Here is a 23,771-nt window from a genome sequence, read left to right as displayed (position 1 = left end):
CACGTCTTGATCAAATAAACGGAGAGTGCTTCCGACCTGCAACGACGGGACTTGTCCAAGGTCCTCTTGGCTGCACGGAAAGAAGCACTCTCCAGGCTCGCGACGGCTCTGGGCGGGGACCGCCTGTCCGATGTCGCCATGCCGTGGGCGGAGCCCCACGTGTTCGGCCGGGTGGCGTCCGACCCGGCGGTCTCGCGGCTCGTCGACGTCCTTGCCGCAGCAGGGCCGAAGGCGCTCACCGTGATTCGCACGGCGCGAACCGAAGTGCGCCGGCTGGTCCGGCTCTCCAAGCCGAGCCGGCGGCTGTCGTAATCCGTCGGAATGACCACCACCGACGCCATCCAGCAAGTGGAACCCCACGCCCACCCGACGCGGCAACCGGGCCTCAACCTTACCCAGCCCCGAAGAGACCCACTACACAGCCACAAAGTCCCCATCAGCAAGCTGCCGTTCGCGCATTTCTCCCCCAACCCGCATCTTCACGAAATAGTCTCATTACCCTGACAAGTGGGTCATGACGTCAGTGCGGTTACCAGTGGTTGCTCGGGGGGCTTCGTGAACATCCAGGATCTCGCTTTCGCCATGGAAGAGCGGCTCGACGCGTTCCAGACGAGTGGCGATCCTGCGGTGCTACGGGAGGCGGACGCGGAGAAGCTGGCCCATCAACTCTTCTACGCGATCGACTGGTTCGAGCCGTTCACCGGGACGCCGGCGGCGCGGGCGTTCAACGTCGCCGTGCTCCTGGCCGCCTTCCACTTCCACCGCTTCCAGGACGACGGCTCGCGGGAGGACGTGACGCGGGCCGTGTTCCTCTATCAACTGGTGTGCCAGACGGCCCCGGACCAGGTGCCCGATGTCGTGCTCGACTCCTTTCGGGAGCACGGCGACGAGGTGGGCGAAACGCTGTCCGAGAGCACACTCGCGGGGTACACCGCGCAGGGCATCAACCTGCTCAAAGAGGCGGAGACGACCGGCGTTCAGCGGCTACTGGACGACGCGGTCGAATGGTGTCTGTACGCAGCGCGTGCGAACCCGCGCCAGGACGTGGTGTGGGCGGAGTCGCTTGTCACGCTCGGAAACGTACTCACTCGCCGATACGAGTACACGGGTGACGAGAAGGATCTGGACCGAGCCTTGACGGTCACCGTGAGAGCGGCAGAGGTGATCCCCGAGGACGATCCATGCCGACTCAAGGCATGTTCCGGCTTCGGTCACATCGCGATCCGGATGTTCCGGCGCACCGGTGAGCTGCACATGCTCGATCTCGCCGTCAACGCGCTGCGCGAGGCCGCGTACGGTGCGCCCGACGACCACGAACACCGCGCCGCCTTCCTGACCAACCTCGGCACTGCCCTGAGCGAGCGGTACCGGCACGTCGGTGTCGTCGACGCGGCCGAGGAAGCGCTCGACGTGCGGACCGAGGCGGTGCGCATCACCCCGCCCGGACATCCGGACCTGCCGAGCCGACTGGTGAATCTGGCTGGTGCTCTCGCAACCCACACCGGACATGCCTCCGCCGAAGACGACCGGCACGACGCCGCCGTCACCCTGTTGCGCCAGACACTGCCGCTCGTGCCCGACGGCCATCCCGACCGGCCGGGCTGCCTGTACCTCCTGGCCGGCGTGCTGCGGGCACGGTTCACGCACAGCGGCGATGCCCGCGACCTGGCCGACGCCGTCGACGCGAGCCGGTCGGCCCTGCCGGCCGGTGCCGCGTCCGGCTACCGGCGGTCGGACCTGCTCAGAGGCCTTGCCGAGTCCCTGAGCGCCTACGCCAGACACTGCGCGAAGCCCCGTCTGCTGACCGAGGCTGCGACGATGCTGAAGAAGGCCGTCAGGCAGCTGGCCGACGACGATCCCGACCGCGCCGAGACCCTGACCGCGCTCGGGTTCGTGTTGCGGGACCGGTTCACCGCCGAAGGAAGGACAGCCGACCGCGAGCGGGCTCTTGCAGCCCTGCGTGAGGCCTCCGCGGTCCCGACCGCACCGGCTCAAGCCCGTGCGCTGGCGGCCGTCGGCGCAGCGGATATCGCCGCCGGGGCACAGGACTTCACCGGAGCGACGGCGTTCTACGCCCTTGCTCTCGAGCAGCTGGAGCTGACCGCATGGCGTGGCCTGGAACGTCCTGACCGAGAACGTCTGATCGCGAACTTCCCGAGCCTGGTCGCGGACGCCACAGCCTGCGCGGTGCGCGCCGGGCAGGAACAACGCGCGGTGGAGCTCGCCGAACAGGGCCGGGGCATCCTGCTCGCCCAGGCCCTGGAGACCCGCACCGACCATCAGGTACTGCGCGCCCGGGCCCCGGAACTCACCGACCGGCTCAGTCAGGTCCTCGACGAACTGGAGCGGCTGTCCGACAGCCCGCCGGGCCGGACCGCCGGGGACACGGCACAGCGCCGGCAGGCACACGAACGGCGGTCGGCCCTTGCCCGGCAGAGGGAGGAACTGCTCACCGAGATCCGCGCCCTGCCGGGGCACGACCGGTTCCTACGGCCACCGTCCTTCGCCACGCTGCTGGCGGCCGCCACACGCGGCCCCGTAGTGCTGCTCACCGCGAGCACGTACGGCTGCTGCGCCCTCGTCCTGACCAAGGCCGGCGTGCGGGTGGTGCCGCTCGACTTGGATGTCCGGGAACTGGCCGGTCAGGCGGTCGTCTTCCTGCACGCTCTCAACGGTGAACCGTCGCCGCTGGAGGCGCACATGACGGTCGTGGCCACGCTGGCCTGGCTGTGGAAGGCCGTCGCCGAGCCGGTGCTGGACGCGTTGGGCTACAGCCGACCGGTCGGCCCCAGCAGCAGGTGGCCCCGCTTGTGGTGGTGCCCCACCGGCCTCTTCACTCTTTTCCCGCTGCACGCCGCAGGGAACCACTCCCCCGCCCAAGACGGCACGGACGCCGTCCTGGACCGGGTCATCTCCTCCTACACCCCGACTCTGCGCGTGCTGCTCCACACCGGCCAGCGCCCAGGGCCGCCGGCCGGAGAACCGACCCGCGGCCTCATCGTGTCCCTCCCGTCCACTCCCGGCTTGCCGGATCTGCCCGCCGCCGAGGACGAAACCCGGGCCTTGCAGCGGCGCTACCCGCACGCCCGGCTTCTCACCGGCCCCGACGCGACCACATCAGCGGTCGCAGGGGCGCTCACTGAATGCTCCTGGGCGCATTTCGCGTGTCACGGCTCGCAGGACATCTCCCATCCGTCGCACGGCGCGCTCCTGCTGCACGACGGCCCCTTGATGCTGTGGGACATCGCGGCCCTCCGGCTCCCTCACGCGGAACTCGCTTTCCTGTCCGCCTGCGAAACATCCCGCGGCGGTGTCGTCCTGGCGGACGAGGCGATCACGCTGGCCGCCGCCGTTCAACTCGCCGGCTTCCGGCATGTCGTCGGCACACTGTGGTCGATCAACGATGCCCAGGCACCGGCCGTCGCCAACCGCGTGTACGACAACCTGTCGTGCCAGAACACCCGTGATCCGGCGGCGGCCCTGCACGGCGCAGTGCGGGCGGTACGGGCCGAGTGTCCACAGGCGATCCTGAACTGGTCGCCCTACGTCCATGTGGGTCCGTGAGCGACATGCGCCGTCAAAGGTCTGCACAGGTGAGATGCGCGATGTCGTCCGCGAGGAGACTCTCCGGCTTTTCGGACTGCTCGCGGCGGGTGGTATCGCCTCGGTCGAGGCGCTCGCCCGGCGGAAGTGATCGGCCATACTGTCGGGTTCGTGTCCAGAGGGAGACTGCCGCGACATGGAGTGCCGCAAGGCAGTGCACGGCAGGGTTACCGACGTGGACGAACGCCTGGACTCCGCCGCGCCTGCGTGTTCCTGAGACAGCGTCAGACGCCCCTGTCAGGGCACGGCGGCCGTCCGGCTGCACCACGGTCGCCGCTGGGGCCCGCCGTTCAACCGGGGCGGGCCCCATCGGGTTTCACGCCTTGTGTCGCACGAATTGAAGGTGGACCAGCGCCTCGCCCGCGCGTGGTGCCCGGGCCCACGACCGGGTGGTGAAGGTGTGCAACCTGCCCTGGGTGAGGGCGAAGCGGGGCAGACAGAGGCCGTATTCGGTGTGCAGGGCCTGCAAGGCGCGCAGCTCGCCGTCACCCTCGGGCTCGTCCGGACGGAACAACTGTGCGGGGTCGAGGACTTCGGGAATCACGCCGGAGCGCTCGATCTGGGTGCCCCGCACGGTGAACGCATAGACCTCCTCGCCGTGTTCGGCCACCGACAGGTGGAACGCGGCCGGGCCGCCGCCAGGGAACGGCGTTCGTGTGTCACGCCAGACCACTACCGCCCGACCAGCGGACGAGGCCACCGCGGCAGGAGAGACGAACCGGTCGCCCAGGCGGCGGCTGCGGTGGCCGTCGAAGGCGAAGGCCCACCCTGAGGCGGTGCGGCCGACGGCAACCAACGCCCGGTCCTCCCAGGGCTGAACGCCTTCCCGCGCACGGGCCCTGGACGCCTCCCAGGAAGCGACGCGCATGTCCGCGGGCCGACCCAGTTCCGCATCCTCCTCGCCGATCAGGGCGGGCAGCTGGGCGGGATCGACTCCTTCGGCCCAGACGCAGCAGTAGCCGTCGCGGCGCTGCCCGTTCGCCGTCGGCTCGGTCAGCCAGGCAAGGCCGGGCGGGTCGAGATCGGGCACCGGCTCGGGCGTGCGGCCCGTCTGCCCGGCGCGCGGCGTCGCGAGGACCTCTCGTCCGCGCTCCGGTGTGACCAGCGCTCCCAGGAACGGGTCGGCGAGCAGGCCCACCGGCGCGATCAGCAAAGGACCGGGCGCCTGCCACCGCGGGAGCGCGTCGCGCAGCACCCGCCACGCGGCGTCCGTCGACCCCCAACGGGCCAGTTCCCGGGCCTCGGCGACCGCCCGCCCCCACGGCCCGGGGGGCGCGTAGCGGTGGACGCCCTCCCGTATCGCGCCCAACGTGTCCTCAGCCGTTTTGCGGTCCACCCCGCGGGCGGCCATCATCGTCAGCCATCGGCCGTCCTCGTCCCCGGGCCGCCGGTTCTCCCCCGCCCGCTCCAGTGCCTGTACAGGCAGGATCTCGGCAAGGTAGCAGGGGTCGGCCGCCAGCCGGCCGTAGTCCCGGGGCCTGCGCGGATCCAGCCAATTGCGGAGCTGGTCCAGCAGGACGGCACTGCGCGGCCGCCCGAAGGACCGCGCCTCCTCCAGCAGGGGCAAGGCCTGTTCGTAGCGTCCGCGCAGGGCCAGCACACGAGCGCGCTCCACATGGGCGTCCTGGGCGCGGGTGGTCGCGTTCACGAAGTCGGGCCGCTCCACCCGGTCCCCGTGGAAACTGCGGTACATGGCTTCCATGTAGGCGCGAAACGACGGGTACCGGTCCGGGAACTCCCCGCTCCAGCCCTTGTACACATACAGCGCCCACTCCCCGTCCTCGTCGCAGTCGCCCGGGTCGAGCAGGGCATACGACATGTCGGAGTCCGTCTCCAGCCGCAGCGCCCGCTCCCACATCCCCGCCAGCCGGACATCCTCCTCCCGCGGATCGTCGCCCAGGCCCTCCTGGTACATCGCGGTCATGCCGTACGGATCCCGGAACCAGTCGATGTCCGCGGCGCCGCCGAGCTGATAGACCCCGGCCGTCTGGTCCACGTGCCAGCCGTCGCTCACCGCCAGGAACTCGCGGTACGAAGGCGGCAGCCGCCGCCCCAGCCGCTGCTCCGCCTCAGCAATCGCCGCTGCGTCCGCCCCCGGGGCGCCCAGGCATACCGCGTTCTGCCCGTCGTCCGCGTCCTCGCCCGCACGCGGCACCCACTCCGCCTGCCAACGCCGCAAAAAATCATCCCAGTTGAAGGGTTCGCCGCTCATGACCGGATACTGTCACCCACCACCGACACCCCACCCTGCCCGCCGACCTTGGCGGTGGTTCCAGGTCTCCCGCCGCGGAGGTTACGTCCATCCCTCCAGGGCGAGCATGGGGCCGTACTCCGTGGTAATCCACGTGGCTATCTCCTGCACATCAGGGTTGCCGCTGGTACGAGCACGTTCGGCGAGGCGGGCGAGCATGGGCCAGGCCTGTAGGTGGACGAGGAGCTCCGCCCACCTGGCGTAGTAGTCGTCGTCGGTGTCCTGCAACGCCTGGAGCTTCGTGTTGAAGAGTGCCTCGAGGGCAGCAATCAGCTGGGGCCGTGGAATATTTGCGATGGCATGTCGCGCGTCTGGTAGGTAGCGGACGGTCATTGCCATCTCCACCAGGACCGGCAGAAGGGCAACGTCGGCGACGAAGTCTTTCGCGTAGGTCAGGGCTGCGTGTTCGTTCTCAGTGTGGTGCTCTGCAAGCGCCTTGCGCAGCACGGTTGTGGCGTCCTGCGACCGTTTGTAGAACTCGAAGCGCTGCCGCTGCATCTCTCGATGGGCCTCGACGTATGCAGTCCACAGCGTCAGATCATCGGACGACTCCACACGCTTCTCTCTCACTTGGTCGGCTGTGGCATTCAGCCTCTCAAACCAGGGACGCGAGCTGAGAGCCATGTGCCGTGATAGCCGCGAGCCTGGATCTCCAGGAACAAGTGTGTCCCGCCGCCCTGGCCTTGGGCTTCGGTGAAGCGGGCAAAGCCGCCGCCGGTGCGATCCGGCCGGCATCCATCTCGCAGCCGTCACGCCACGGCGGGGCCGGCCAAAACCGGCGGACGCCGGGTGAGAAGACGATCACTCTCCGGGAAGGACACGCCGACGGACGGAAGGCGCTCGGGCACCGAAGACTGACGGGCCGACCCCGCCACCAATCATGTTGATGCATACTAATCGCTGTTGCAAGTCATTCGCAATAAAGGCATAAGGTGTCCCCGGACGACCACTCACCCGGAAAGGGGACGTGCCTGATGGGCACCTACGCGCTTCCCGACCTGCCCTACGACTACGCCGCGCTGGAGCCGGCCATCACCGGGCAGATCCTGGAACTGCACCACGCCAAGCACCACGCCGCCTATGTCAAGGCAGCCAACGACACCCTCGAACAGCTCGCCGAGATCCGTGACAAGGACCGGATCACGCCCACCACACTGGTCGGGCTGGAGAAGACCTATGCCTTCAACCTCTCCGGCCACGTCCTGCACTCGATCTTCTGGCAAAACCTCTCCCCCGACGGCGGCGACCGCCCCGACGGCCCTCTCGCCGACGCCATCGACGAACACTTCGGCGGCTTCGAGCAGTTCAAGAAGCAGCTGACAGTCGCGACCGCCTCCGTCCAGGGCTCCGGCTGGGGCGTGCTCGCCTGGGAACCCCTCGGCAAGCGCCTGATCGTCGAGCAGGTCTACGACCACCACGGCAACGTCGGCCAGGGCAGCACCCCGCTGCTGGTCTTCGACGCCTGGGAGCACGCCTACTACCTCCAGTACAAGAACGTCCGCCCCGACTACGTCGACAAGCTCTGGGACCTGGTCAACTGGGAAGACGTCATCACCCGGTTCACCAAGGCAGTCGGCACCTGACCGACAGCACGTACCGCCACCGGCCGGGACGCCCCAGCGGCTCCCGGCCCATCCACGACGTCGATCACCAGGCAACGACCGGCGATCTTCACACACCGTGGATGCACATCCCAGACAGCCGTCACCTGCACCGGGAGGCGTTTTGCCTTTCTTCGACACGGCCGAGGCCATACGAGCCTGGATCCAAGGCTGGACCGTCTCGCGGGGCACGGCCGATCCCGTCCCCACTCCATGGGGCTTCACCGTCGACGTCGGCCTCCCCGGGCACGTCGTGCGACACGTACTGTCAGCCGCCGACGAAACAGCCGTCCGCGAGATCACCGAGAACACCACAGCACCCGGCGTATGGCTGAAAACTCCCACACCGCCGGAAACACTCGAACGCTGGCTGGGGCCCGGCTGGAGCCTGGCCGGCGGACCCGGCTTCCTCATGTCCGCTCCACCGAACGCCACCCATGCCGAGGCCCCACCAGCGACCCCCGACGGCTACCGACTGGACACCTGGAACCGGGCCGGCGTGGCCCGCACCCTGATCCGCACCGCCGACGGCGCTTTCGCCGCGCGCGGTCAAGTCGCCGTCACCGGCTTCGGCTTCGTCGTCGATCAGGTCGAAACCGACCCCGCACATCAACGCCGGGGTCTGGGACGGCTGGTGATGCGCACACTCGCCGACATCGCAGCCGGACAAGGAGCCACGGCAGGCGTGCTGGTCGCGACCCCGCAGGGCCGGGCCCTCTATGAGACGGCAGGATGGCACGTACTGGCCCCGCTGACCGGCGCCGTACGAAGCTGAGGCCGCCCGATACGGTCGGAGCCTGCGGCGCATCGTCGACAAAGAAGACCGGGCCGAGCGCCTGCGAGCCCAGACTGGCCGAGGAGCGGCCCAGCCGCTGGGGAACGGCTGACCCGGCGCTCATCCGGAAGCGTCGTCAGGGTGGGCGGCGGTGATCACGTAGGTCATGCCAGACCATACCGGCGCCCTGGCCGAGTCACCGTGCAACCGCCCCCGGGAGGCTCACCCAGCCCGGGCGGACTCCCCGGTCCGAGCTCGGGTGCCGGCGTGATGGTCTCGGCAACGGGCCGCAGATCCCACCACAAACAGAACAATGATCCTGTTAGCATCCCTCACAAAAGGAGCCGCGATTCTTTTTGTGGGAGGTGTGGTGCCTCGGCTGACCGACGCGCGCAAGGAACTCCGGCGTACGCAGATCGCCGACGCCGCCGTCCGCTGCTTCAGCCGTAACGGCCTGGAGCGGACCTCGATCGCCGACATCAGCGCCGAGTCCGGCCTCTCGACCGGCTCGATCTACTCGCACTACCGCAACAAGGCCGACCTGGTCCGGGCTGCCGCCTGCGAGGTGCTCGCCAAGCGTGCCGACGTCCTCCGCGAGTACGCCGCGCTCGACGCCCCGCCCGACCCCGACGAACTGCTCGCCCGTCTGACCGCCGCGATCGACCCCGCCGAGGCTCGGGTCGGCGTGCAGACCTGGGGCGAGGCGACCACCGACCCGGACATCCGCGACATCGTCGTCGACACGACCGACCGGATGCGCGCGATGCTGCACGACTGCGTCACGGCCTGGCTCATCAAGGTCAAGCACCACGAGCCGGCCCCGGCCCGGGAGCGCGCCGCCCCGATCGCCCACCGGGTCATGGCGCTCTACCAGGCCGAACTGCTGTACGCCGCCTTGCGAACACCGACCGAGGAGACAGCGTCATGACCACCCAGACCGCTGCGTTAGCCGACCGCACCGTTTCCCGGATCGGCTACGGCGCCATGCAGCTCGAGCGCCTGCACGACCGTCGCGACGAGGCTGTCGCGCTGCTGCGCCGCGCGGTCGAGCTCGGCGTAGACCACGTGGACACTGCCGAGTTCTACGGCTTCGGATTCGTCAACGACGTGATCCGCGAGGTACTGCACCCCGAGGACGACGTCCTGGTCGTCACGAAAGTGGGAGCTGACCCCAACCCCGGCGGGCACCTGCCGCTGCGTCTGGCCCAGCGGCCCGAGCAGCTGCGCGCCAGCGTCGAGAACAACCTGCGCAGCCTGGGCGTCGACCGGCTCGCGGTCGTCAACCTGCGGCGCCTGGACACCGGCCCCGGGCTGCGCCCCGAGGGGGACCAGGTCGTCGACCTCGACGACCAGCTCGCGGTGATGACCGCCCTGCGCGACGAGGGCAAGATCGCCGCGATCGGCCTGAGCAGCGTCACCCTCGACGGCCTGCGCCGCGCCCTGCCCGCCGACGTCGTCTGCGTCCAGAACGCCTACAGTCTCGTTTCCCGCGACGACGAGGACATGCTGCAGCTGTGCGCGGCCGAGGACATCGCCTGGGTGCCCTTCTTCCCGCTCGGCGGGGCCTTCCCCAACCTGCCCAAAGCAACCGACGAGCCGACGGTCCACGCCGTGGCCGAGTCCCTGGGCGTCACACCCTCCCAGGTCGGTCTCGCCTGGCTGCTGCACCATGCCCCGAACGTCCTGCTCATCCCCGGCACCGCAAACACCGCCCACCTGGAAGCCAACATCGCGGTCAGCGGGATCACTCTCGACGCCGAGACCCTCGCCCGCCTCGATGGCATCGAGTCCCGTTCCAACGACGTCGCCATCGGCTGACCGGACCCAGCGCGGCCACGTCCCCGGCACATACCTGACCACCCGTCAGACCACGCCCGGAAACCCCGCTCTATCCGACATCGAGGACGGATCATGAAGGCCATCATCTACCGCGACAACGGCACCCCCGACGTTCTCCGGTTCGTCGACCGTGACCTGCCCGAGCCCGGCCCCGGCGAGGTTCGCGTACGGGTCGCCGTGTCCGGCGTCAACCCCACCGACTGGCAGGCGCGCTCGGGCGCCGGCCATCCCAAGCATTTCCTGGAGGTCACCCCGCACCTCGACGGCGCCGGCACGATCGACGCCGTCGGTGAGGGTGTCGACCAGACCAGGGTCGGTCAGCGCGTCTGGCTGTTCATGGCCGCCGCCGGGCGGCCTACCGGCACCGCCGCCGAGTTCACCGTCGTGCCCGCCGCGCAGGCCGTGCCGCTGCCCGACGAGGCCGGCTTCGACATCGGCGCCTCGCTGGGCGTCCCCGCGCTGACCGCGCACCGCGCGCTCACCGTCGCCGAGGACGGGCCGCGTCGGCTGCGGCCCGGGGCGCTCGACGGGAAGGTGGTGCTCGCCGCGGGCGGGGCCGGAGCGGTCGGACACGCGGTGATCCAGCTCGCCCGATGGGCCGGCGCCACCGTGATCAGCACGGTCAGCAGCCCGGAGAAGGCCCGCCTGGCCACCGCCGCCGGAGCCCACCATGTGATCAACTATCGCGAGGGCGACCCGGCCGCGGACATCCGCAAGATCACCCCGGACGGCGTCGACATCATTGCCGAGGTGGCGCTCGGCGCGAACCTCGCCCTGGACCTTGCCGTCCTGCGAACCCGCGGCACGATCTCCACGTACGCCAACGACGGTGACCTACCGGTCGAACTGAACGTACTTCAGAACATGGTGCTCAACGCACGTTTCCAGTTCCTGATCCTCTTCCTGGCCGGTCCGGAGGCACGCGCCGCGGCCGCCCAGGACGTCGCCGCCGCAGTGCGCGACGGCGCGCTGCCGGTCGGCGAGGAGCACGGACTGCCGCTGATCCGCTTCCCCCTCGACCGCACCGCCGACGCGCATCGAACGGTCGAGAGCCGCGCGGTCGGCAAGGTCTTGGTGGACATCCCGGTCTGACGTCCAGTCGGCCACCACACGATCGCCACCTCCCCAGGCCAGGTGAGGGCCGTGCTCCCGTGCTGTGAACCTCCGTCCGCTGATCAAGTTCGAGGTGGCCTTCGGTTCCGGCCGACAGTCCGTCCCGCCATCACCTGCGTGGCGACCGTGGCAGCCGCGGCCAATGCCAGGCCCTGCACGACGTCGCGGGGACGGGCCGGGCGCAGCACCCCGGCCCGCCGCAGACGGCCGCGGGCCCAGAGCGTGAAGGGAATGACCACCACAGGAGAGGTGGCCGAGCCCGGCGTGTATCCGCGGACCACGGCGGCCTGCGCCAGATGCACCAGACCATGCAGCCCGAATCCGTTGAGGGCCGCCTGATAGAAGGCAGAGCGCCCGCCGGTGCGATACCCGTCGGCCGCCGCTGCGGCCACCACGACGGCCATCCCGGCGACGGCGGTCGCGAACTCACGCTCGTCGATGGACTCCAGATGCCGCCATATCCGATCCGGTACCCGCGGAAACCTTCCCCGCAATTCGGGCACTTGAGAACGCGCCCACCGCGGCACCAGAACGACTTCCTCCGCATCGTGCGCTGCCCACGCAGCCAGCAACCCGAAGGTCACACCCGCACCGACGTCACTCCGCCCGCCCTCATGTCCGCTCATGGACAGGCAGTCTCGCAGCGGCCCCACACATAGCTACTGCGTTTCTGGGATTCGGTAGACGGAGACGTGAGAGCGCGACTCGGCGGTGAATGCCGCGCCGGTCCAGTCCGCATGCCTCGCTTCCAGCTCGAATCCGGCCAACTGTGCCATAAGGTCCAGTTCGGCCGGCCAGATGTAGCGGTGCGGGCTGCGGAACAGTTTGGCCTGCGTGGTGTCGTCGAATCGGAAGTGGTGCGATACGACGTACTGATGCAGGACGTCGTAGGTGTCCAAACCGATATAGCCGGGTTCGGTTTGCCAGACGGTTGCCGTCTGGCCCGGTGGGAGTTTGCGCAGTTCGGGTACCCAGAGCTCGATTACGAATCGGCCACCGGGCACGAGGTGGCGGGCAGCGTTGCGGAAGCACTCGACCTGCTCTGCCTGGTGGAGCAAATTGGAGATCGTGTTGTAGACGAGGTAGACCAGTGTGTACTGGCCCGGTGCGACAGTGGTCGCCATGTCGCCCATGATTACGGGGATCGTCGCCTCGTCCACCTTGGCGCGCAGTCGCTCCACCATCGGCAGCGACAACTCGATGCCGGTGACAGAGACTCCTCGTTCCGCAAGCGGAACGGCTACCCGGCCAGTTCCGATGGCGAACTCAAGCGCTGCCCCTTCCCCCGCGAGATGAGCGAGGCGGTCCACAGTCGGCTCCAAGACCTCAGGTGCGAACATGCCGGTTCCGGGCGTGTCATAGCGGTGAGCGGTATCGGCGTCCCAGATTTTCGCCTGCTGCATTCCGCCAACACTCGCCGCCGGACTGAGTGCTGTCCAACGATTTTTCGCCCAGCCCTCCAGAAGCGATCAGGAGCAGACGCTGATCGAGACACGACGGGACGAAGCCCCGTCGACCGAGGCAGGGCGGGCAGCGAGCATCACCGATGCTCGTCCGGGAGCTCAGCGCTCTGGTGAACGATGCTGTGGGCTACTGAACTTGATCAGGTGATGTCGGGCTGTTCGCCGGACGGCGTGCGGGTGGCTTCGGCAGTCCTGGTGGGGTGAGGTATCCGCAGGGCGGCGGTTCGACCGACGCCGGGAGGGCTGGGCGAGAGCGGATCCGGCTCCAGGCCGTGGCCGGCTTCGAGGTCGGCGAGAAGGCCCGCCTGGAGGGGGAGTTGGAGCGTGGCCCGCTGGCCCACGGGTGGGCTGACCAGTGCAGGGGACGTGAAACAGGCGGCCGATCATCGTCTTCACCCGGGCCAGCGTCCACCAGGCCGAACCGGAGGGCTTCGGCTGGAAGGACTACCGCAACCTCATCCTCCGCGCCCGCACACAGCTCGGCGGCCCGATCGTGCTCGTGTGGGGCAACCTGCACATGCACCTGGCCGCGCCGCTGCGGGAGTTCTTCCCGGCCAACGCCGCCTGGCTCACGGTGTTCCAACTACCGCCCTACGCCCCGAACCTCAACTCGCAGGAGGGCATCTGGTCGCCGGCCAAACGCGGCATCGGCAACCTCGCCGCCGCCGACCTCGACCAGATCACCCGCGCGGTGAAGCGCAAACTCAAGATGGCATTCGGCTCGGCCCGTCGTAGTCGCTCTCCAGCAGTTCCTCGGGAACCACCACATAGCCGAACTCGGCCAATGCACCCCTGAGTGTCCGGCTCAACCGTGCAGCGGGTTGCGGTCTCGCCACGGTCGTAGCCCCGCGGCCACTCCAGCCACCCCGGATCATCAAGCTCGCGCAGCAACGCCAGCAGATCCGCTTCGCTCTCGGTCATGCGCTCGTCCTGGCGCACCGGCTCGAGGCACCACCACGTCCACCGTTCCCCGACATCACTCACTCAAGTTCAGTAGTTAGCCGCCGCTAGCCGGTTGAGGACTTCTTTGGGAGTGAAGCTCCAGCCGACCAGGCGCGGCCCGCTCCAGTTGATGCCGATCACGAGTCCCTCCCGGGCGGCATCGGGCAGTACGAGATCACACCAGGTGTCCAAGGGCATCGACGCTCATCTCGTTCGGAATTCTTGAGCGGGACCGTCCACCATTTTGGTACGACGCACCAACTTGGATCGTTGTACCAAACGTGGCAGCATCAAGGTATGACGACGCGAGCGGGCCGGCCACGGCGGCGCAACCAGGTGCTCTCCCGGGAGCAGATCATTGACACTGCGGTCGCAATGCTCGATGCGGGCGGCGAGAGCGCGCTGACCATCCGGGCGCTGACCGAGCGGCTGTCCACCGGTTCGGGGGCGATCTACTACCACGTGGGCACCCGTGACGAACTGCTCGACACGGCGACGGAGACCGTGATCGGCGCGGCGCTGACGACCCGGCCCGCCGGGTCCGCAGCCGCGCCCGCGGGCGAAATCCGCGTGGTCGCGCTGGCGTTGTTCGACGCGATCGCCGCCCACCCGTGGCTCGCCACGCGCCTGACTCTCCAGATCGTCCGGAATCCGGTCGGTCCGGTGACGGTGGGGATCTTCGAGCGGATCGGCGGGCAGATGGACGCCCTGGGCGTTCCGCGGGCCTCCTGGTTCGACGCGGCCTCGACGCTCGTGCACTACATCCTCGGAGCCGTCAGCCAGAACGCCCGCATCGAGGGGGACACCTCGGGCATCGACCCCGCCGGAGATCGCGACGCGTTCGTCGACGAGGCGTCGGCGGCGTGGCAGGGGCTCGACCCGGAGGCCTACCCGTTCATGCACGCCGTCGTCGGCCAGCTGCGAGAGCACGACGACCGCGAGCAGTTCCTCACCGGCATCGCCGTCATCCTCGACGGCCTCGCACGTCTGCGCTGACCTGGCCGCTCCGGCCGGGTGACCTTGTCGTTCGCTTCCCGAAGGGACACCTTTCATGCATGACGTCGTGATCGCGGGCGGCGGCCCGGTCGGCCTGTTCCTGGCCGGCGAGTTGGCCCTGGCCGGCTGCTCGGTCGTGGTCCTTGAACGGGACCCGGGGACCGCCTCGCCGCTCAAGGCCCTCCCGCTCGGGCTGCGGGGTCTGAACGCCGGGTCGGCCGAGACCTTATACCGCCGCGGCCTGCTGGAAGCGATGGCGCAGGCTTCGGGAGTCGACCCGCAGAAGGTCGGCGCGGACCCGGAAGCGACCGAGGCGCCCAGCCCTCGCGAGCTGGGCCACTTCGCGGGCATGCCGCTCACCGCCGCCGACATCGACACCGCCGCTCTGCCGCCCCGGCTGCCCAGCCCGGCGATGGAGGGGTTCATGACGAGCCTGGAAGCGGCCGGATCGGTCTTGTGCGAGCGGGCCACCGCGCTCGGGGCCGAGATCATCCGGAATGTTCCCGTCACGGCCGTGGCACAGGATGCCGGATCCGTCCTCATCGCGGCAGGCGGCCAGGAGTACCAAGGGCGCTGGCTGGTGGGCTGCGACGGCGGGCGCAGCGCCGTACGTCGCCTCGCCGGCTTCGAGTTCGTGGGCACCGAGCCGCTGTTCACCGGCTACGTGGCCGAGGTCGCCTTCGCCGACCCCGGGCAGCTGCCGCTCGGGTTCCATCTGACGCCGAACGGCATGTATCTGCGTACGCCCTTCGATGGGCACGTGGGCATGATGGACTTCGACGGCGCCGCCTTCGACCGCTCCCGGCCTCTGACCCGTGAACACCTCCAGGCAGTCCTGCGCCGCATCAGCGGTACCGACGTGACGCTGAACGAGGTGCGTCTCGCCTCCACTTTCACCGACCGCGCGATGCAGACGACGACGTACCGCAAGGGGCGGGTGCTGCTCTCCGGCGACGCAGCGCACATCCACTCACCTCTGGGCGGCCAGGGCCTCAACCTCGGTATCGGCGACGCCGTGAACCTCGGCTGGAAACTCGCCGCCACCGTGCACGGCTGGGCGCCCGAGGGCCTGCTCGACACCTACACCACCGAGCGCCACCCCGTCGGCGCCGCCGTGCTGGACTGGTCCCGCGCCCAGGTCGCCACCATGAGGCCAGGCCCCAACGCCCCCGCACTGCGTCGGCTCGTCCACGACCTGATGCACACCGCCGACGGTACGACCCACGCGTACCGAAACACGTCGGGACTGTTCCACCACTACGACCTGGGCAGCGAACAGCCTTTCGTCGGCCGCACCGCCCCGGACTTCCGCTTCGACGACGGCACCCGGCTCGGCGAACTGCTGCGCCAAGGGCAGGCAGTGGTGCTCGACTTCAGTACCGACCGGGCGCTGCATGCCGCGGCCAAGGCGTGGGCGGGCCGGATCCGCTACGCGGCCGGCCCGGCACGCGACGACCTCGGGCTGGGTGCCGCACTGATCCGGCCCGACGGCGTCGTGGCCTGGACGGGCGAGCCCGCCCCGGTCCCAGACGTGTTCGGGCAGGCGGCTGCCCGGTGGTTCGGCGCGCCGCAGAGCTAGCACCGCGGGCAGGCAACGTCTGCCGCCCGTGCAGGAGCGGCGTCCGGTGCGTGCTCCGGGGATCGCCCGCCCGAAGGCTGCGGGCAGTGCCGGCCGGAAGTCCTCGTACGGGACGTACGCGGGCTTTCAGCCGGTACGGCGGTGGGGGCACCGCCCGGCCAAGTCGACACCGCAACCTGCCACGGGACGTTCCACACGCTCGGCTGGCTCATCCCGGCGACGCGACCGCCCTCGCACCGCTGCCCGCACACGCCACCCCCTTGCCGGCCCAAGCCCTGATCACGGCCGTGGAGGTGCAGCCGGAGACACCGGCCCAGGCCATCGCCGTCATCGGCGACTCCCGGGTCGACGGCATGGGGTCCACGCCCGGCACCGACCGGCGCTGGACGGACCGGCTCGCCGAACGTCTGGCGGCCCGACCCGGACCGGCGCTGTGTGGTCAGCCAGGGCGTCAGCGGCAACCGCATGCTCGCCGACGGCATCGGCACCGCCGCCCTCGCCCGCTTCGACCGCGACATCCTCGCAACACCCGGCCTCGGCCACGTCGTGATCGCCGTGGGCAACGACCTCTTCTTCTCCTTCGCCCCGCGCACCGAGGAGAGCGCTGGTTTCCTTTCGATGTTCCCCGGCCCATCCGCCGGCGTGGACGACATCATCGCCGCCCACCTCCAGCCGGCGGCACGCGCCCGCGCCCACGGCGTGCAGGTCCACGCCGCGACCATCGCCCCCTACGGCAGCTCCGAGATGTACTCAGCCGAGGGTGACAGGGCGCGCGAGCAGGTCAACGCGTGGATCCGCACGAGCGGCGCCTTCGACGGCGTACTCGACTTCGACGCCGTCTGGCGCGACCCCGCCGACCCCACCCACATCCGCAGCGACCTCTACATCGGAGACCACCTCCACGGCAGTGACGCGGGCTATGCCGCCCTCGCGGAATCCATCGACCTCTCCCTCTTCGACTGACCTTCGATCGAGGCGGCTCGCGGCCTTCTCGTGGGAAGCGGCGGCGCCCGGTACGTGCGGTGAGCGCGCGCCGGGCGCTGCGGCAAAGCCGTCGGAAAGCCCCGCCTCCCACTCCGGACAGGGTCGTTGATCAGAGACTTCCCTCAATGGCGGTACGCGGTTGTCGCGATCTCGACGAAGGATCGGATCAACGGGTTGGTGTCGCCCTCGTTCCACACCGCCACCACCCGGCTCGGCTTCATGTCGGTCAGCGGCACCACGGTCAGCTCCGCGGGCAGGTCATGTCCGAGCGGGGCCAGGCCGACCGTGCCGTTCCACAGCACCGCCTGCAAACATTCCTGGACGGCGCGCACCACTGGTCCCTCGCGTGGCCTGCCGCCGCTCCAGTACGACTGCCAGAGGGGATCGGTGTCCTGCGGGAACTGGAACCAGCGACGGCCGTCCAGCTCGGCCAGCCGCAGCCCGTCGCGACGGGCGAGTGGATCGTCGGCGCGCAGGACCACGCCGACCGGGTCGGTCCGTAGTTCACGCACCGTCAGGGCGGTCTCGTCGAACGGCGCGCGGGTCAGCGCGACGTCGACCAGCCCGGCGCGCAGCCCACAGGTCGGGTCGGTCAGATCGGTGTCGCGGACGCGGATGTCGGTGCCGGGGCGGTTTCGGCGGTAGGCGGCGGCGAGCCTGGCCACTCCCGGGTCGGTGCCGTCGCCCAGGATGCCGATGGTGATGCTCGCGGCGCCGACCGCCGCGCTCACCCGTACCCGCACCCGGTCAGCATGCTCCAGCAGGGCCCGCGCCTCGTCGAGCAGCACCGAGCCCACCGCGGTCAGGGTGACCCCCGTGGGCGAGCGGGTGAACAGCAGGGCCCCGACATCGGCCTCCAGCTGCTTGATCGCCCGGCTCAGCGGCGGCTGGCTCATGTGCAGTCGGGTGGCGGCCCGGCCGAAGTGGAGTTCCTCGGCGACCGCCACGAAGTAGCGCAAGGTCCTCAGCTCCACGCTGCAACGATACCCACGAGGTATCGACACCGCAGGACGGGTCTTGGACACCGGCCACTCCCCGGCGGTGAACTCGTGGGCATGACCGAAGAAGCGAAGTCCAGCGAGCCGCAGACCCGACCCGCTGTATCGGTGGTGGGTCCCGGCGACGGCGAGACGATCGTTCTGGGCACCACGCGGATGCGCGTACTGGAGGACGGCAGCCACACCGGACACCGCCTCGCCATCGCCGAATCCGTCCTCGCCCCGCACACCCAGGGACCGCCGCAGCACCGCCACGCCCGACACGACGAGGGCTTCTACATCCTCTCCGGCACCGTCCGGTTCACCGTCGGGGACGAGGACCACGACGCCGCCGCCGGCACGCTCGTCATGGTTCCGCCCGGTACCCCGCACACCTTCGCCAACCCCACAGACCAGCCCGCCGTCATGCTGAGCACGTTCACCCCCGACCTGTATGTGCAGTACTTCCGAGACCTCCAGGAGATCCTCGCCGACGGCCGGCCGCTGACACCACAGGCCAACATCGACGCGATGGGCCGCTACGCGACCGAGCCCGCCACCGACCTCGACTGACTGACCGATTCCCAACGACCTCTGGAACCGGCGGAGGCAGACGACGTCAGCCGCCCATTGCGGAATCGTCCTGCTGCCTCCACGGAGCAACGGGTCGCGGCCCGGCCCGAAACTGCGCTGTCAACCGGGGGTGGGGGCGCCAAAGCGCGCCAGGCAATGCCAGACCTTCTTGAGGGCCTGCGAGTCGTGATGCCCTGTGCGGGCGGCCCTGCCGATCGCCCACGGGTCCAGGCATCCATCGACCGCGATCCTGGCGCCCAGGTCGACATATTCCTGACCACGGTAGTCAGGGTGCTGCCGCAAACGCTCCACGGTCAGCCGGAACCCCGGATGCCATTCGACCGGGCACGGGAGCCGGCCGGCTGCCTCTTCCACGTCCGTGCCGCGGTAGCTGGGGTCCAGGACCAATGCCTCGACGTCCTTGTCGAATCCGACGGATCCGTGGATGTGAGCCTCAATGTGGCCGCCCAGGGCGTCCAGCCCGCCGGCCTCGGCCATACCGATGAGGGCGCAGCGGGACGCCACAGCGAAGGCCGAGGGTTGCGTCGAGCTGTCCGGGTAGCAGAAGGTCGCGCGTTCGAGGGTGTCCGTGGTGAGCCGGAAATACGAGGAACCGAACCGGGGTGCCCCGCCGACGGGCGAGTCCTGGTAGTTCAGGGCCCCGTAGACCGGGCGTTCCTCCATGGGGGCGTGATCGTACGCGCCGCCGAAGATGCGGCTCTCCCACCGCCACCGGTCTCCGCCTGGACAGGCAGTCAGGCCACCGTTGCTGGTGCCGGTCACGAACTGTGAGTAATAGACGCCGTCTTCCGCCATCTGGAGAAGAAGGAGCCGATCACCCGCCATACGGTCGGGGTGAAAGTTCATGGTGAGCTTCAGCCCGGAGGCAAGAGCGGCTCCGGTCGCCCGGTCTGCCACGTACCGCAGGGCCGCGCGCTGAGGTGACCAGGCAGCGCCAACAACCATCTACGCAGTGTGCACGAACGCCGACACCCGCCACACACGAATTTCCGGCCCAGGCCTGCCTTCCTCTCCCGCCGCGCCTACTGCTCCCCGTCGACCTCCGACCCACGACAGCCGATCCCGGCACCGAGGCGAGCAGCCCCGCGGCAGCTTCGACCTCCGCCGGCTCGCGGCGGGCCGCTCGATGCGGCCCCGATACACGTCGTAGCCGACGACGCGGTGGTCCACCTCGGAGGCGCGCACGGCGGGCGGCACTCCGCCACGTAGCCTTGGCCTGCGACAACAACATCCGCGACGACTCCAATATGGGTAAGGAGCACCGCTGTGCCCCTGGTTTCTGTGGTGATGCCGGTACACAATTCGGCGGCCACGCTCGGGCCCTCGGTCCGGTCGGTGCTTGCGCAGACCCACCCCGATCTCGAACTGCTGATCACCGACGACGCGTCCTCGGACGACTCGATGGATCTGCTGAAGGAACTGGCCCGGCAGGACGAGCGGGTCCTGCCGGAGGCAGCAGCTCGGCAGGGTGGCGCGGCCCAGGCCCGCAATCTGGCCATCGCGCGGGCGAGGGGCGACTACATCGCCTTCCTCGACAGCGACGACATGTGGCTCCCGACGAAACTGGAAAAGCAGCTTGCTTTCGCCGCGACGGCCGGAACGCCCCTCACATTCACCTCGTACTACAAGATGGACGCCCTGTACGCGGGCGAGGCCGCCGACTTCGTCCCGAACGGGCGTGTGGTGCGGGCGCCGGCGCACGTGGACTACAGCGCGATGCTGGTCCAGGACCACATCGGGGCCCTGACCGCCATGTACGACCGCAGGGTGGTCGGCACGAAGCTGATGCCGGACATGCCGAAAAGGCAGGACTACGCGCTCTGGTTGTCGATCATGCGGGACGGGACTCCCGCGCGGGCGCTGCAAGAACCGTTGGCGGTGTACCGGGCGCAGCGGGCCGGGTCGCTCTCGTCGAACAAGCTGTCGCTCGTCCCGTACAACTGGAACCTCTACCGCCGGCACGAACACCTCTCGGTACTCCGATCGGCTCGGGCTCTCGGCGGGGCGGCATGGCACTCGATGCGGAAGTCGCGGATTTAGCACCCGTTCACGAGCACGGGGCGATCGGTGTGTCGGTTGCGGGAGGGCCCGACGGGGGCCGCCCCGTGGGCGGACTCCTGACGGCACCGCCATGGACCACCCGCAAACGCCCCAGCCTGTAGACGGTCAAGGGGACAGGGCCCGGCCCGGCCGAGCAAGTGCTGCATGCCGTCCGGGGTGGCCTCTCCAGCCCACTCGGCGATGCTCCGGCAGGTCTTGCGCGGGAGGCCCGACAGCAGCCCCGCAGGGGCTTCGTCATGACCTGCCGCCAGTGCAAGATCGTCAGTATGCGCACGCCGGTGATCAGCGGTGGCCCCGGCCTTCGCGCAGCCGAGCGGTGAGAAAGCTCAAGGGCTATGTCTGGAGGTCGCGCTGGTACCAAGTGCCTGACTTGCCGCCGAGAGCAGCCGGGGCGGCCGGGCCAACCGGGACGAACCCGGCCTTGGTCAGGACTTTCCGCGACGCGACGTTGTCGTCGGAGGTGGCCGCTCGCAGGTTGCGCAGCCCGTGCCGCGCCGCCGCGATCCGGCACAGCTCCCGGACGGTCGCGGTCGCCACACCCCGGCCGGCGGCCTGCTCCGCGACCCGATAGCCGAGTCTGGCAGTGCCGTTCTCCAAGTCGTACAGGTTGAACCGGCCCAGGACCGAGCCGTCATCGGCGACGAGGACGTAGAAGGCGCAGACGTCGGCCTCCTGCTCGGCCAGCGCGGCGCTGTACCGGTCCGGGAACTGGTCGAAGAACTCGTCGCCGCGGTCGGAGATCGAGGCGGCGAAGTAGGTGCGGTTCGCCAGCTCGAAGTCCAGGACCGCCGAGGCGTGGTCGGCATGCAGCCGCTTCAGCTCGGGCATTGCCCGACCCTACCCAGATCGTGCGCCGGGGCCACCTGAGTTTCCGTCAGTGGCAGACAGCTCCAAGGCCAGGACACATGACAATCCACGGCTGGAGTATCTCGCCGCCGCCAGCCACTGGCAGATCACCCGGGCCATGAAGCGCGGCCTCGAGTGGATCCGGTGCCGCCCCGACCTGGTCGACGGCCGCCTCGCCACCGCCGAACCCCCGAGTTCCCGAACTGCTGAGCGATAATCTGCCACCATGTGCATATCGACAGGTGAGGCCGCGTTCTCCGGCACGATCGTGTACTGCGGGAGGCAGCACCACCCGTTGCATGGTCTGATCCACGTCCTGGGCTACCAGAACACCGCCGTCAATCTGGCGGACGGACCGAACGCCATGCTGTTGCACCTGCCCACCAGACAGCTCACCCCCAGGCACTTTCTCTCCGCCGGTCGCACCGGCGACGTTCTGCGCCGCATGGTCGCCGCTGTGGAACCCGTCGCCGTCGGAGCCGACGACATCGAGTGGATGAGCGCGGAACCGCAGGTGGAGATCTTCGACCACGATGTCTACACGGTGCTCCTGGCCACCGACCCCACCGCAATCCCCGCCGCGCTGCGGCAAGTTCCGCTGCACCGCCGACCGAACCTCGACCCGGACCTCCTGCGCTTCTACGCCGACCACTTTCCTGACCACACCGTCGCCGTGTGCTGCTTCGACAACGCCGACGCCGAACGTGCCAAGCCCTTGCTGCTGTGGTACCCGCCGCTCGACCCAGACCAGTTGACCGTGCCGGCCCTGGACAGCCACACCGGAGCGGCACCGGACCTCGACGCCACCGTGCCCGTGGACCACTGGATCCTGCTCTCCACCGACCAAGCCCCCGACGGCTGGGGCGAACCCGTCGACTACCCCGGGAACATGCGTCACAGCCTGCGTTCCTTCCTTCCCGACGCCGTTGCGGGCCGCTACTACGGCGAAGGGCAGAGCTTGCTCAACGGGGACTTCACCATCAGTCACCGGAACCTTCTCGCCGGGGACCTCGACCGCATCGAGCGCCTGCAACCCACTCGCCACTGACAGGGCAGGACGACCGGGCTGCCGCACGTCGGCCGAACCCGACATCACCCGATCAAGTCGGCCGGCGCGACGGCGGCGGCCACGATCCGTCAGCCTGCCGTAGAGGGCCTTCTGCAACACCCTGCAAAGGCATGTGCCCTCCACCGGGCATACGTGCCGCTGACAACTTCCGTGCATTGCACGGTAATTGACGTCACGGAAGCAAGGCTGCTTCACTGAGGTGGTGGCTGAGCCACTCAACCAGTGAGCCGCTACACCATCCGACTGAGTCTGGGGAGATCCTCCGTGGCCGTCGATAGCCTTCCACGCCGAAGCGTGGTCGACCTGCTCGAAGCACGGCTGCGTGAGGCCATTCTGGGCGGCACGCACAAGCCCGGTTCCCTGCTGCCCCCCGAGCGGGAGCTGGCGGCCGGACACGGTGTCACGCGCACCACCGACGCCCCGGACCCCGACTCGATCCAGCTCGCCGACGTGGAGGTGCACAGGGAGCTGGCGCGTGCGACCGGCAACCGGGTGTACGTACTCCTCACCAACACGTTGCTGAATGCCTACCTCCCCCTGCGGACGACGCCGCAGGCCCCGTTCGAGGACGCGACACAGGCGTGGAAACGGCTCGCGCCGGTGGTACACGCGGTCGTCGACCGGCAGGGCGAGGACGCACAGCGCGCGGCCGAGGCGTATCTGCGGGGCACCGAGAAGATCATGCTGAATTCACTGGAGCACGACCGCCGAAGTTCGGCCGTCGACAATTCCGGCTAGTCCGGACTCATTCGACCGCGCGGCTCATTCGACGGCACGGTCCGTTCGACGCGAGGCTCGGCGTCAGTCGACACAGCTGTCATAGCCACCTGTTCATGCACTGATTCTACGCGCGTCATGTGTCATGAACGAGTCATTCAACTCCGTCCTGACGCCGGCTCTGCCGGCCGGTACCGGGTGCGCAGCCCTGACACCACCACCGGCTGCCGGGGAGACCCGATAGCCGAGTCTGGCAGTGCCGTTCTCCAAGTCGTACAGGTTGAACCGGCCCAGGACCGAGCCGTCATCGGCGACGAGGACGTAGAAGGCGCAGACGTCGGCCTCCTGCTCGGCCAGCGCG

Annotated in this window: 20 protein-coding genes and 4 pseudogenes; 15 read left to right on the top strand and 9 right to left on the bottom strand. The window is 69.3% G+C overall.

Annotated elements, in window-relative coordinates:
- Positions 1-96: 96 nt before the first annotated feature.
- Both FNH09_RS13965 and FNH09_RS49475 read left to right on the top strand, forming a co-directional pair.
- Positions 97-270: pseudogene (locus tag FNH09_RS13965) on the top strand (IS1380 family transposase); the annotation flags it as partial.
- A 285-nt stretch (positions 271-555) separates the two neighbouring features.
- On the top strand, positions 556-3,564 hold the full coding sequence (locus FNH09_RS49475; RefSeq protein ID WP_152887672.1) for a CHAT domain-containing protein: 3,009 nt from the start codon (positions 556-558) through the stop codon (positions 3,562-3,564).
- Positions 3,565-3,919: 355 nt separating this feature from the next.
- Here FNH09_RS49475 and FNH09_RS13955 read toward each other — a convergent pair whose 3' ends face one another.
- Both FNH09_RS13955 and FNH09_RS13950 read right to left on the bottom strand, forming a co-directional pair.
- Positions 3,920-5,815, bottom strand: a complete 1,896-nt coding sequence (locus FNH09_RS13955; protein WP_152887670.1) for an SMI1/KNR4 family protein — start codon at positions 5,813-5,815, stop codon at positions 3,920-3,922.
- An 81-nt stretch (positions 5,816-5,896) separates the two neighbouring features.
- Positions 5,897-6,478, bottom strand: coding sequence for a hypothetical protein (locus tag FNH09_RS13950; RefSeq protein ID WP_152887668.1), 582 nt, complete (start codon positions 6,476-6,478; stop codon positions 5,897-5,899).
- A 350-nt stretch (positions 6,479-6,828) separates the two neighbouring features.
- Between FNH09_RS13950 and FNH09_RS13945 the strand changes: the two genes are divergently transcribed.
- From FNH09_RS13945 to FNH09_RS13925, 5 genes are all read left to right on the top strand, one after another.
- Positions 6,829-7,437: a superoxide dismutase gene (locus FNH09_RS13945; RefSeq protein ID WP_152887666.1), complete on the top strand. Its 609-nt coding sequence runs from the start codon at positions 6,829-6,831 to the stop codon at positions 7,435-7,437.
- A 142-nt stretch (positions 7,438-7,579) separates the two neighbouring features.
- Positions 7,580-8,230 carry a GNAT family N-acetyltransferase gene (locus FNH09_RS13940; RefSeq protein WP_152887664.1) on the top strand — a complete coding sequence of 217 codons (651 nt, stop codon included), beginning with the start codon at positions 7,580-7,582 and terminating at the stop codon, positions 8,228-8,230.
- A gap of 370 nt (positions 8,231-8,600) precedes the next feature.
- Positions 8,601-9,158 (top strand): TetR family transcriptional regulator, encoded by a 558-nt coding sequence (locus tag FNH09_RS13935; protein ID WP_162468554.1) that lies wholly within the window; start codon positions 8,601-8,603, stop codon positions 9,156-9,158.
- On the top strand, positions 9,155-10,048 hold the full coding sequence (locus FNH09_RS13930) for an aldo/keto reductase (protein WP_152887660.1): 894 nt from the start codon (positions 9,155-9,157) through the stop codon (positions 10,046-10,048). Before FNH09_RS13935 ends, FNH09_RS13930 begins: the two co-directional genes overlap by 4 nt.
- Before the next feature lie 93 nt (positions 10,049-10,141).
- Complete coding sequence (locus tag FNH09_RS13925) at positions 10,142-11,161, top strand: NADPH:quinone reductase (RefSeq protein WP_152887658.1); 1,020 nt, start codon at positions 10,142-10,144, stop codon at positions 11,159-11,161.
- An 83-nt stretch (positions 11,162-11,244) separates the two neighbouring features.
- Here the strand turns inward: FNH09_RS13925 and FNH09_RS13920 are convergent, their stop codons facing one another.
- Positions 11,245-11,808, bottom strand: coding sequence for an HXXEE domain-containing protein (locus tag FNH09_RS13920; protein WP_152887656.1), 564 nt, complete (start codon positions 11,806-11,808; stop codon positions 11,245-11,247).
- 33 nt (positions 11,809-11,841) lie between these two features.
- On the bottom strand, positions 11,842-12,585 hold the full coding sequence (locus FNH09_RS13915; protein ID WP_152887654.1) for a class I SAM-dependent DNA methyltransferase: 744 nt from the start codon (positions 12,583-12,585) through the stop codon (positions 11,842-11,844).
- 478 nt (positions 12,586-13,063) lie between these two features.
- Between FNH09_RS13915 and FNH09_RS50400 the strand changes: the two are divergent.
- Positions 13,064-13,354, top strand: a pseudogene (locus FNH09_RS50400) (transposase); the annotation flags it as partial.
- A gap of 281 nt (positions 13,355-13,635) precedes the next feature.
- Here the strand turns inward: FNH09_RS50400 and FNH09_RS46690 are convergent.
- Positions 13,636-13,785, bottom strand: coding sequence for a DUF2750 domain-containing protein (locus FNH09_RS46690; RefSeq protein ID WP_156110817.1), 150 nt, complete (start codon positions 13,783-13,785; stop codon positions 13,636-13,638).
- Between the two features lie 99 nt (positions 13,786-13,884).
- Between FNH09_RS46690 and FNH09_RS13900 the strand changes: the two genes are divergently transcribed.
- The 3 genes and pseudogenes from FNH09_RS13900 to FNH09_RS13890 all read left to right on the top strand — a co-directional run.
- The gene (locus tag FNH09_RS13900) at positions 13,885-14,583 is read left to right on the top strand and encodes a TetR/AcrR family transcriptional regulator (protein ID WP_152887652.1); all 699 of its coding nucleotides are present in this window, start codon (positions 13,885-13,887) and stop codon (positions 14,581-14,583) included.
- A 55-nt stretch (positions 14,584-14,638) separates the two neighbouring features.
- Entirely contained in the window at positions 14,639-16,162 is a 1,524-nt protein-coding gene (locus FNH09_RS13895) for an FAD-dependent monooxygenase (RefSeq protein WP_152887650.1), read from the top strand.
- Positions 16,163-16,573: 411 nt separating this feature from the next.
- A pseudogene (locus FNH09_RS13890) lies at positions 16,574-17,125 on the top strand (GDSL-type esterase/lipase family protein); the annotation flags it as partial.
- A 143-nt stretch (positions 17,126-17,268) separates the two neighbouring features.
- On the opposite strand, the gene FNH09_RS13885 reads toward FNH09_RS13890, so the two are convergent.
- The gene (locus FNH09_RS13885; protein WP_338017564.1) at positions 17,269-18,120 is read right to left on the bottom strand and encodes a LysR family transcriptional regulator; all 852 of its coding nucleotides are present in this window, start codon (positions 18,118-18,120) and stop codon (positions 17,269-17,271) included.
- A gap of 81 nt (positions 18,121-18,201) precedes the next feature.
- Between FNH09_RS13885 and FNH09_RS13880 the strand changes: the two genes are divergently transcribed.
- Positions 18,202-18,696, top strand: coding sequence for a cupin domain-containing protein (locus FNH09_RS13880; RefSeq protein ID WP_152887648.1), 495 nt, complete (start codon positions 18,202-18,204; stop codon positions 18,694-18,696).
- Between the two features lie 120 nt (positions 18,697-18,816).
- Here FNH09_RS13880 and FNH09_RS13875 read toward each other — a convergent pair whose 3' ends face one another.
- Positions 18,817-19,563, bottom strand: coding sequence for a DUF3626 domain-containing protein (locus FNH09_RS13875; protein WP_152887646.1), 747 nt, complete (start codon positions 19,561-19,563; stop codon positions 18,817-18,819).
- 420 nt (positions 19,564-19,983) lie between these two features.
- Between FNH09_RS13875 and FNH09_RS13870 the strand changes: the two genes are divergently transcribed.
- A complete protein-coding gene (locus FNH09_RS13870; protein WP_162468552.1) occupies positions 19,984-20,757 on the top strand; it encodes a glycosyltransferase in 774 nt (257 codons plus the stop codon).
- 354 nt (positions 20,758-21,111) lie between these two features.
- Here FNH09_RS13870 and FNH09_RS13865 read toward each other — a convergent pair whose 3' ends face one another.
- Positions 21,112-21,606: a GNAT family N-acetyltransferase gene (locus tag FNH09_RS13865; RefSeq protein WP_152887643.1), complete on the bottom strand. Its 495-nt coding sequence runs from the start codon at positions 21,604-21,606 to the stop codon at positions 21,112-21,114.
- A 244-nt stretch (positions 21,607-21,850) separates the two neighbouring features.
- On the opposite strand from FNH09_RS13865, the gene FNH09_RS13855 reads away from it, so the two are divergent.
- Together FNH09_RS13855 and FNH09_RS13850 are read left to right on the top strand one after the other, a co-directional pair.
- Positions 21,851-22,672 carry a hypothetical protein gene (locus tag FNH09_RS13855; protein ID WP_152887639.1) on the top strand — a complete coding sequence of 274 codons (822 nt, stop codon included), beginning with the start codon at positions 21,851-21,853 and terminating at the stop codon, positions 22,670-22,672.
- A gap of 285 nt (positions 22,673-22,957) precedes the next feature.
- On the top strand, positions 22,958-23,431 hold the full coding sequence (locus tag FNH09_RS13850) for an FCD domain-containing protein (protein WP_162468551.1): 474 nt from the start codon (positions 22,958-22,960) through the stop codon (positions 23,429-23,431).
- Between the two features lie 93 nt (positions 23,432-23,524).
- Here FNH09_RS13850 and FNH09_RS48470 read toward each other — a convergent pair.
- Positions 23,525-23,771: pseudogene (locus FNH09_RS48470) on the bottom strand (hypothetical protein); the annotation flags it as partial.

The sequence above is a fragment of the Streptomyces adustus genome (assembly GCF_009377175.1).
Taxonomy (GTDB): domain Bacteria; phylum Actinomycetota; class Actinomycetes; order Streptomycetales; family Streptomycetaceae; genus Streptomyces; species Streptomyces adustus.
Note: the sequence above shows the minus strand (reverse complement) of the source record. Positions and strands in the feature narration are given on the sequence as shown.

Bases quoted from the DNA above. Each gene is read 5' to 3' on its own strand.
- FNH09_RS13955 (WP_152887670.1), bottom strand. From the start codon at position 5,815: ATGAGCGGCGAACCCTTCAACTGGGATGATTTTTTGCGGCGTTGGCAG.
- FNH09_RS13950 (WP_152887668.1), bottom strand. From the start codon at position 6,478: ATGGCTCTCAGCTCGCGTCCCTGGTTTGAGAGGCTGAATGCCACAGCC.
- FNH09_RS13945 (WP_152887666.1), top strand. From the start codon at position 6,829: ATGGGCACCTACGCGCTTCCCGACCTGCCCTACGACTACGCCGCGCTG.
- FNH09_RS13930 (WP_152887660.1), top strand. From the start codon at position 9,155: ATGACCACCCAGACCGCTGCGTTAGCCGACCGCACCGTTTCCCGGATC.
- FNH09_RS13925 (WP_152887658.1), top strand. From the start codon at position 10,142: ATGAAGGCCATCATCTACCGCGACAACGGCACCCCCGACGTTCTCCGG.
- FNH09_RS13920 (WP_152887656.1), bottom strand. From the start codon at position 11,808: ATGAGCGGACATGAGGGCGGGCGGAGTGACGTCGGTGCGGGTGTGACC.
- FNH09_RS13915 (WP_152887654.1), bottom strand. From the start codon at position 12,585: ATGCAGCAGGCGAAAATCTGGGACGCCGATACCGCTCACCGCTATGAC.
- FNH09_RS46690 (WP_156110817.1), bottom strand. From the start codon at position 13,785: ATGCCCTTGGACACCTGGTGTGATCTCGTACTGCCCGATGCCGCCCGG.
- FNH09_RS13900 (WP_152887652.1), top strand. From the start codon at position 13,885: ATGACGACGCGAGCGGGCCGGCCACGGCGGCGCAACCAGGTGCTCTCC.
- FNH09_RS13895 (WP_152887650.1), top strand. From the start codon at position 14,639: ATGCATGACGTCGTGATCGCGGGCGGCGGCCCGGTCGGCCTGTTCCTG.
- FNH09_RS13880 (WP_152887648.1), top strand. From the start codon at position 18,202: ATGACCGAAGAAGCGAAGTCCAGCGAGCCGCAGACCCGACCCGCTGTA.
- FNH09_RS13875 (WP_152887646.1), bottom strand. From the start codon at position 19,563: ATGAACTTTCACCCCGACCGTATGGCGGGTGATCGGCTCCTTCTTCTC.
- FNH09_RS13865 (WP_152887643.1), bottom strand. From the start codon at position 21,606: ATGCCCGAGCTGAAGCGGCTGCATGCCGACCACGCCTCGGCGGTCCTG.
- FNH09_RS13855 (WP_152887639.1), top strand. From the start codon at position 21,851: ATGTGCATATCGACAGGTGAGGCCGCGTTCTCCGGCACGATCGTGTAC.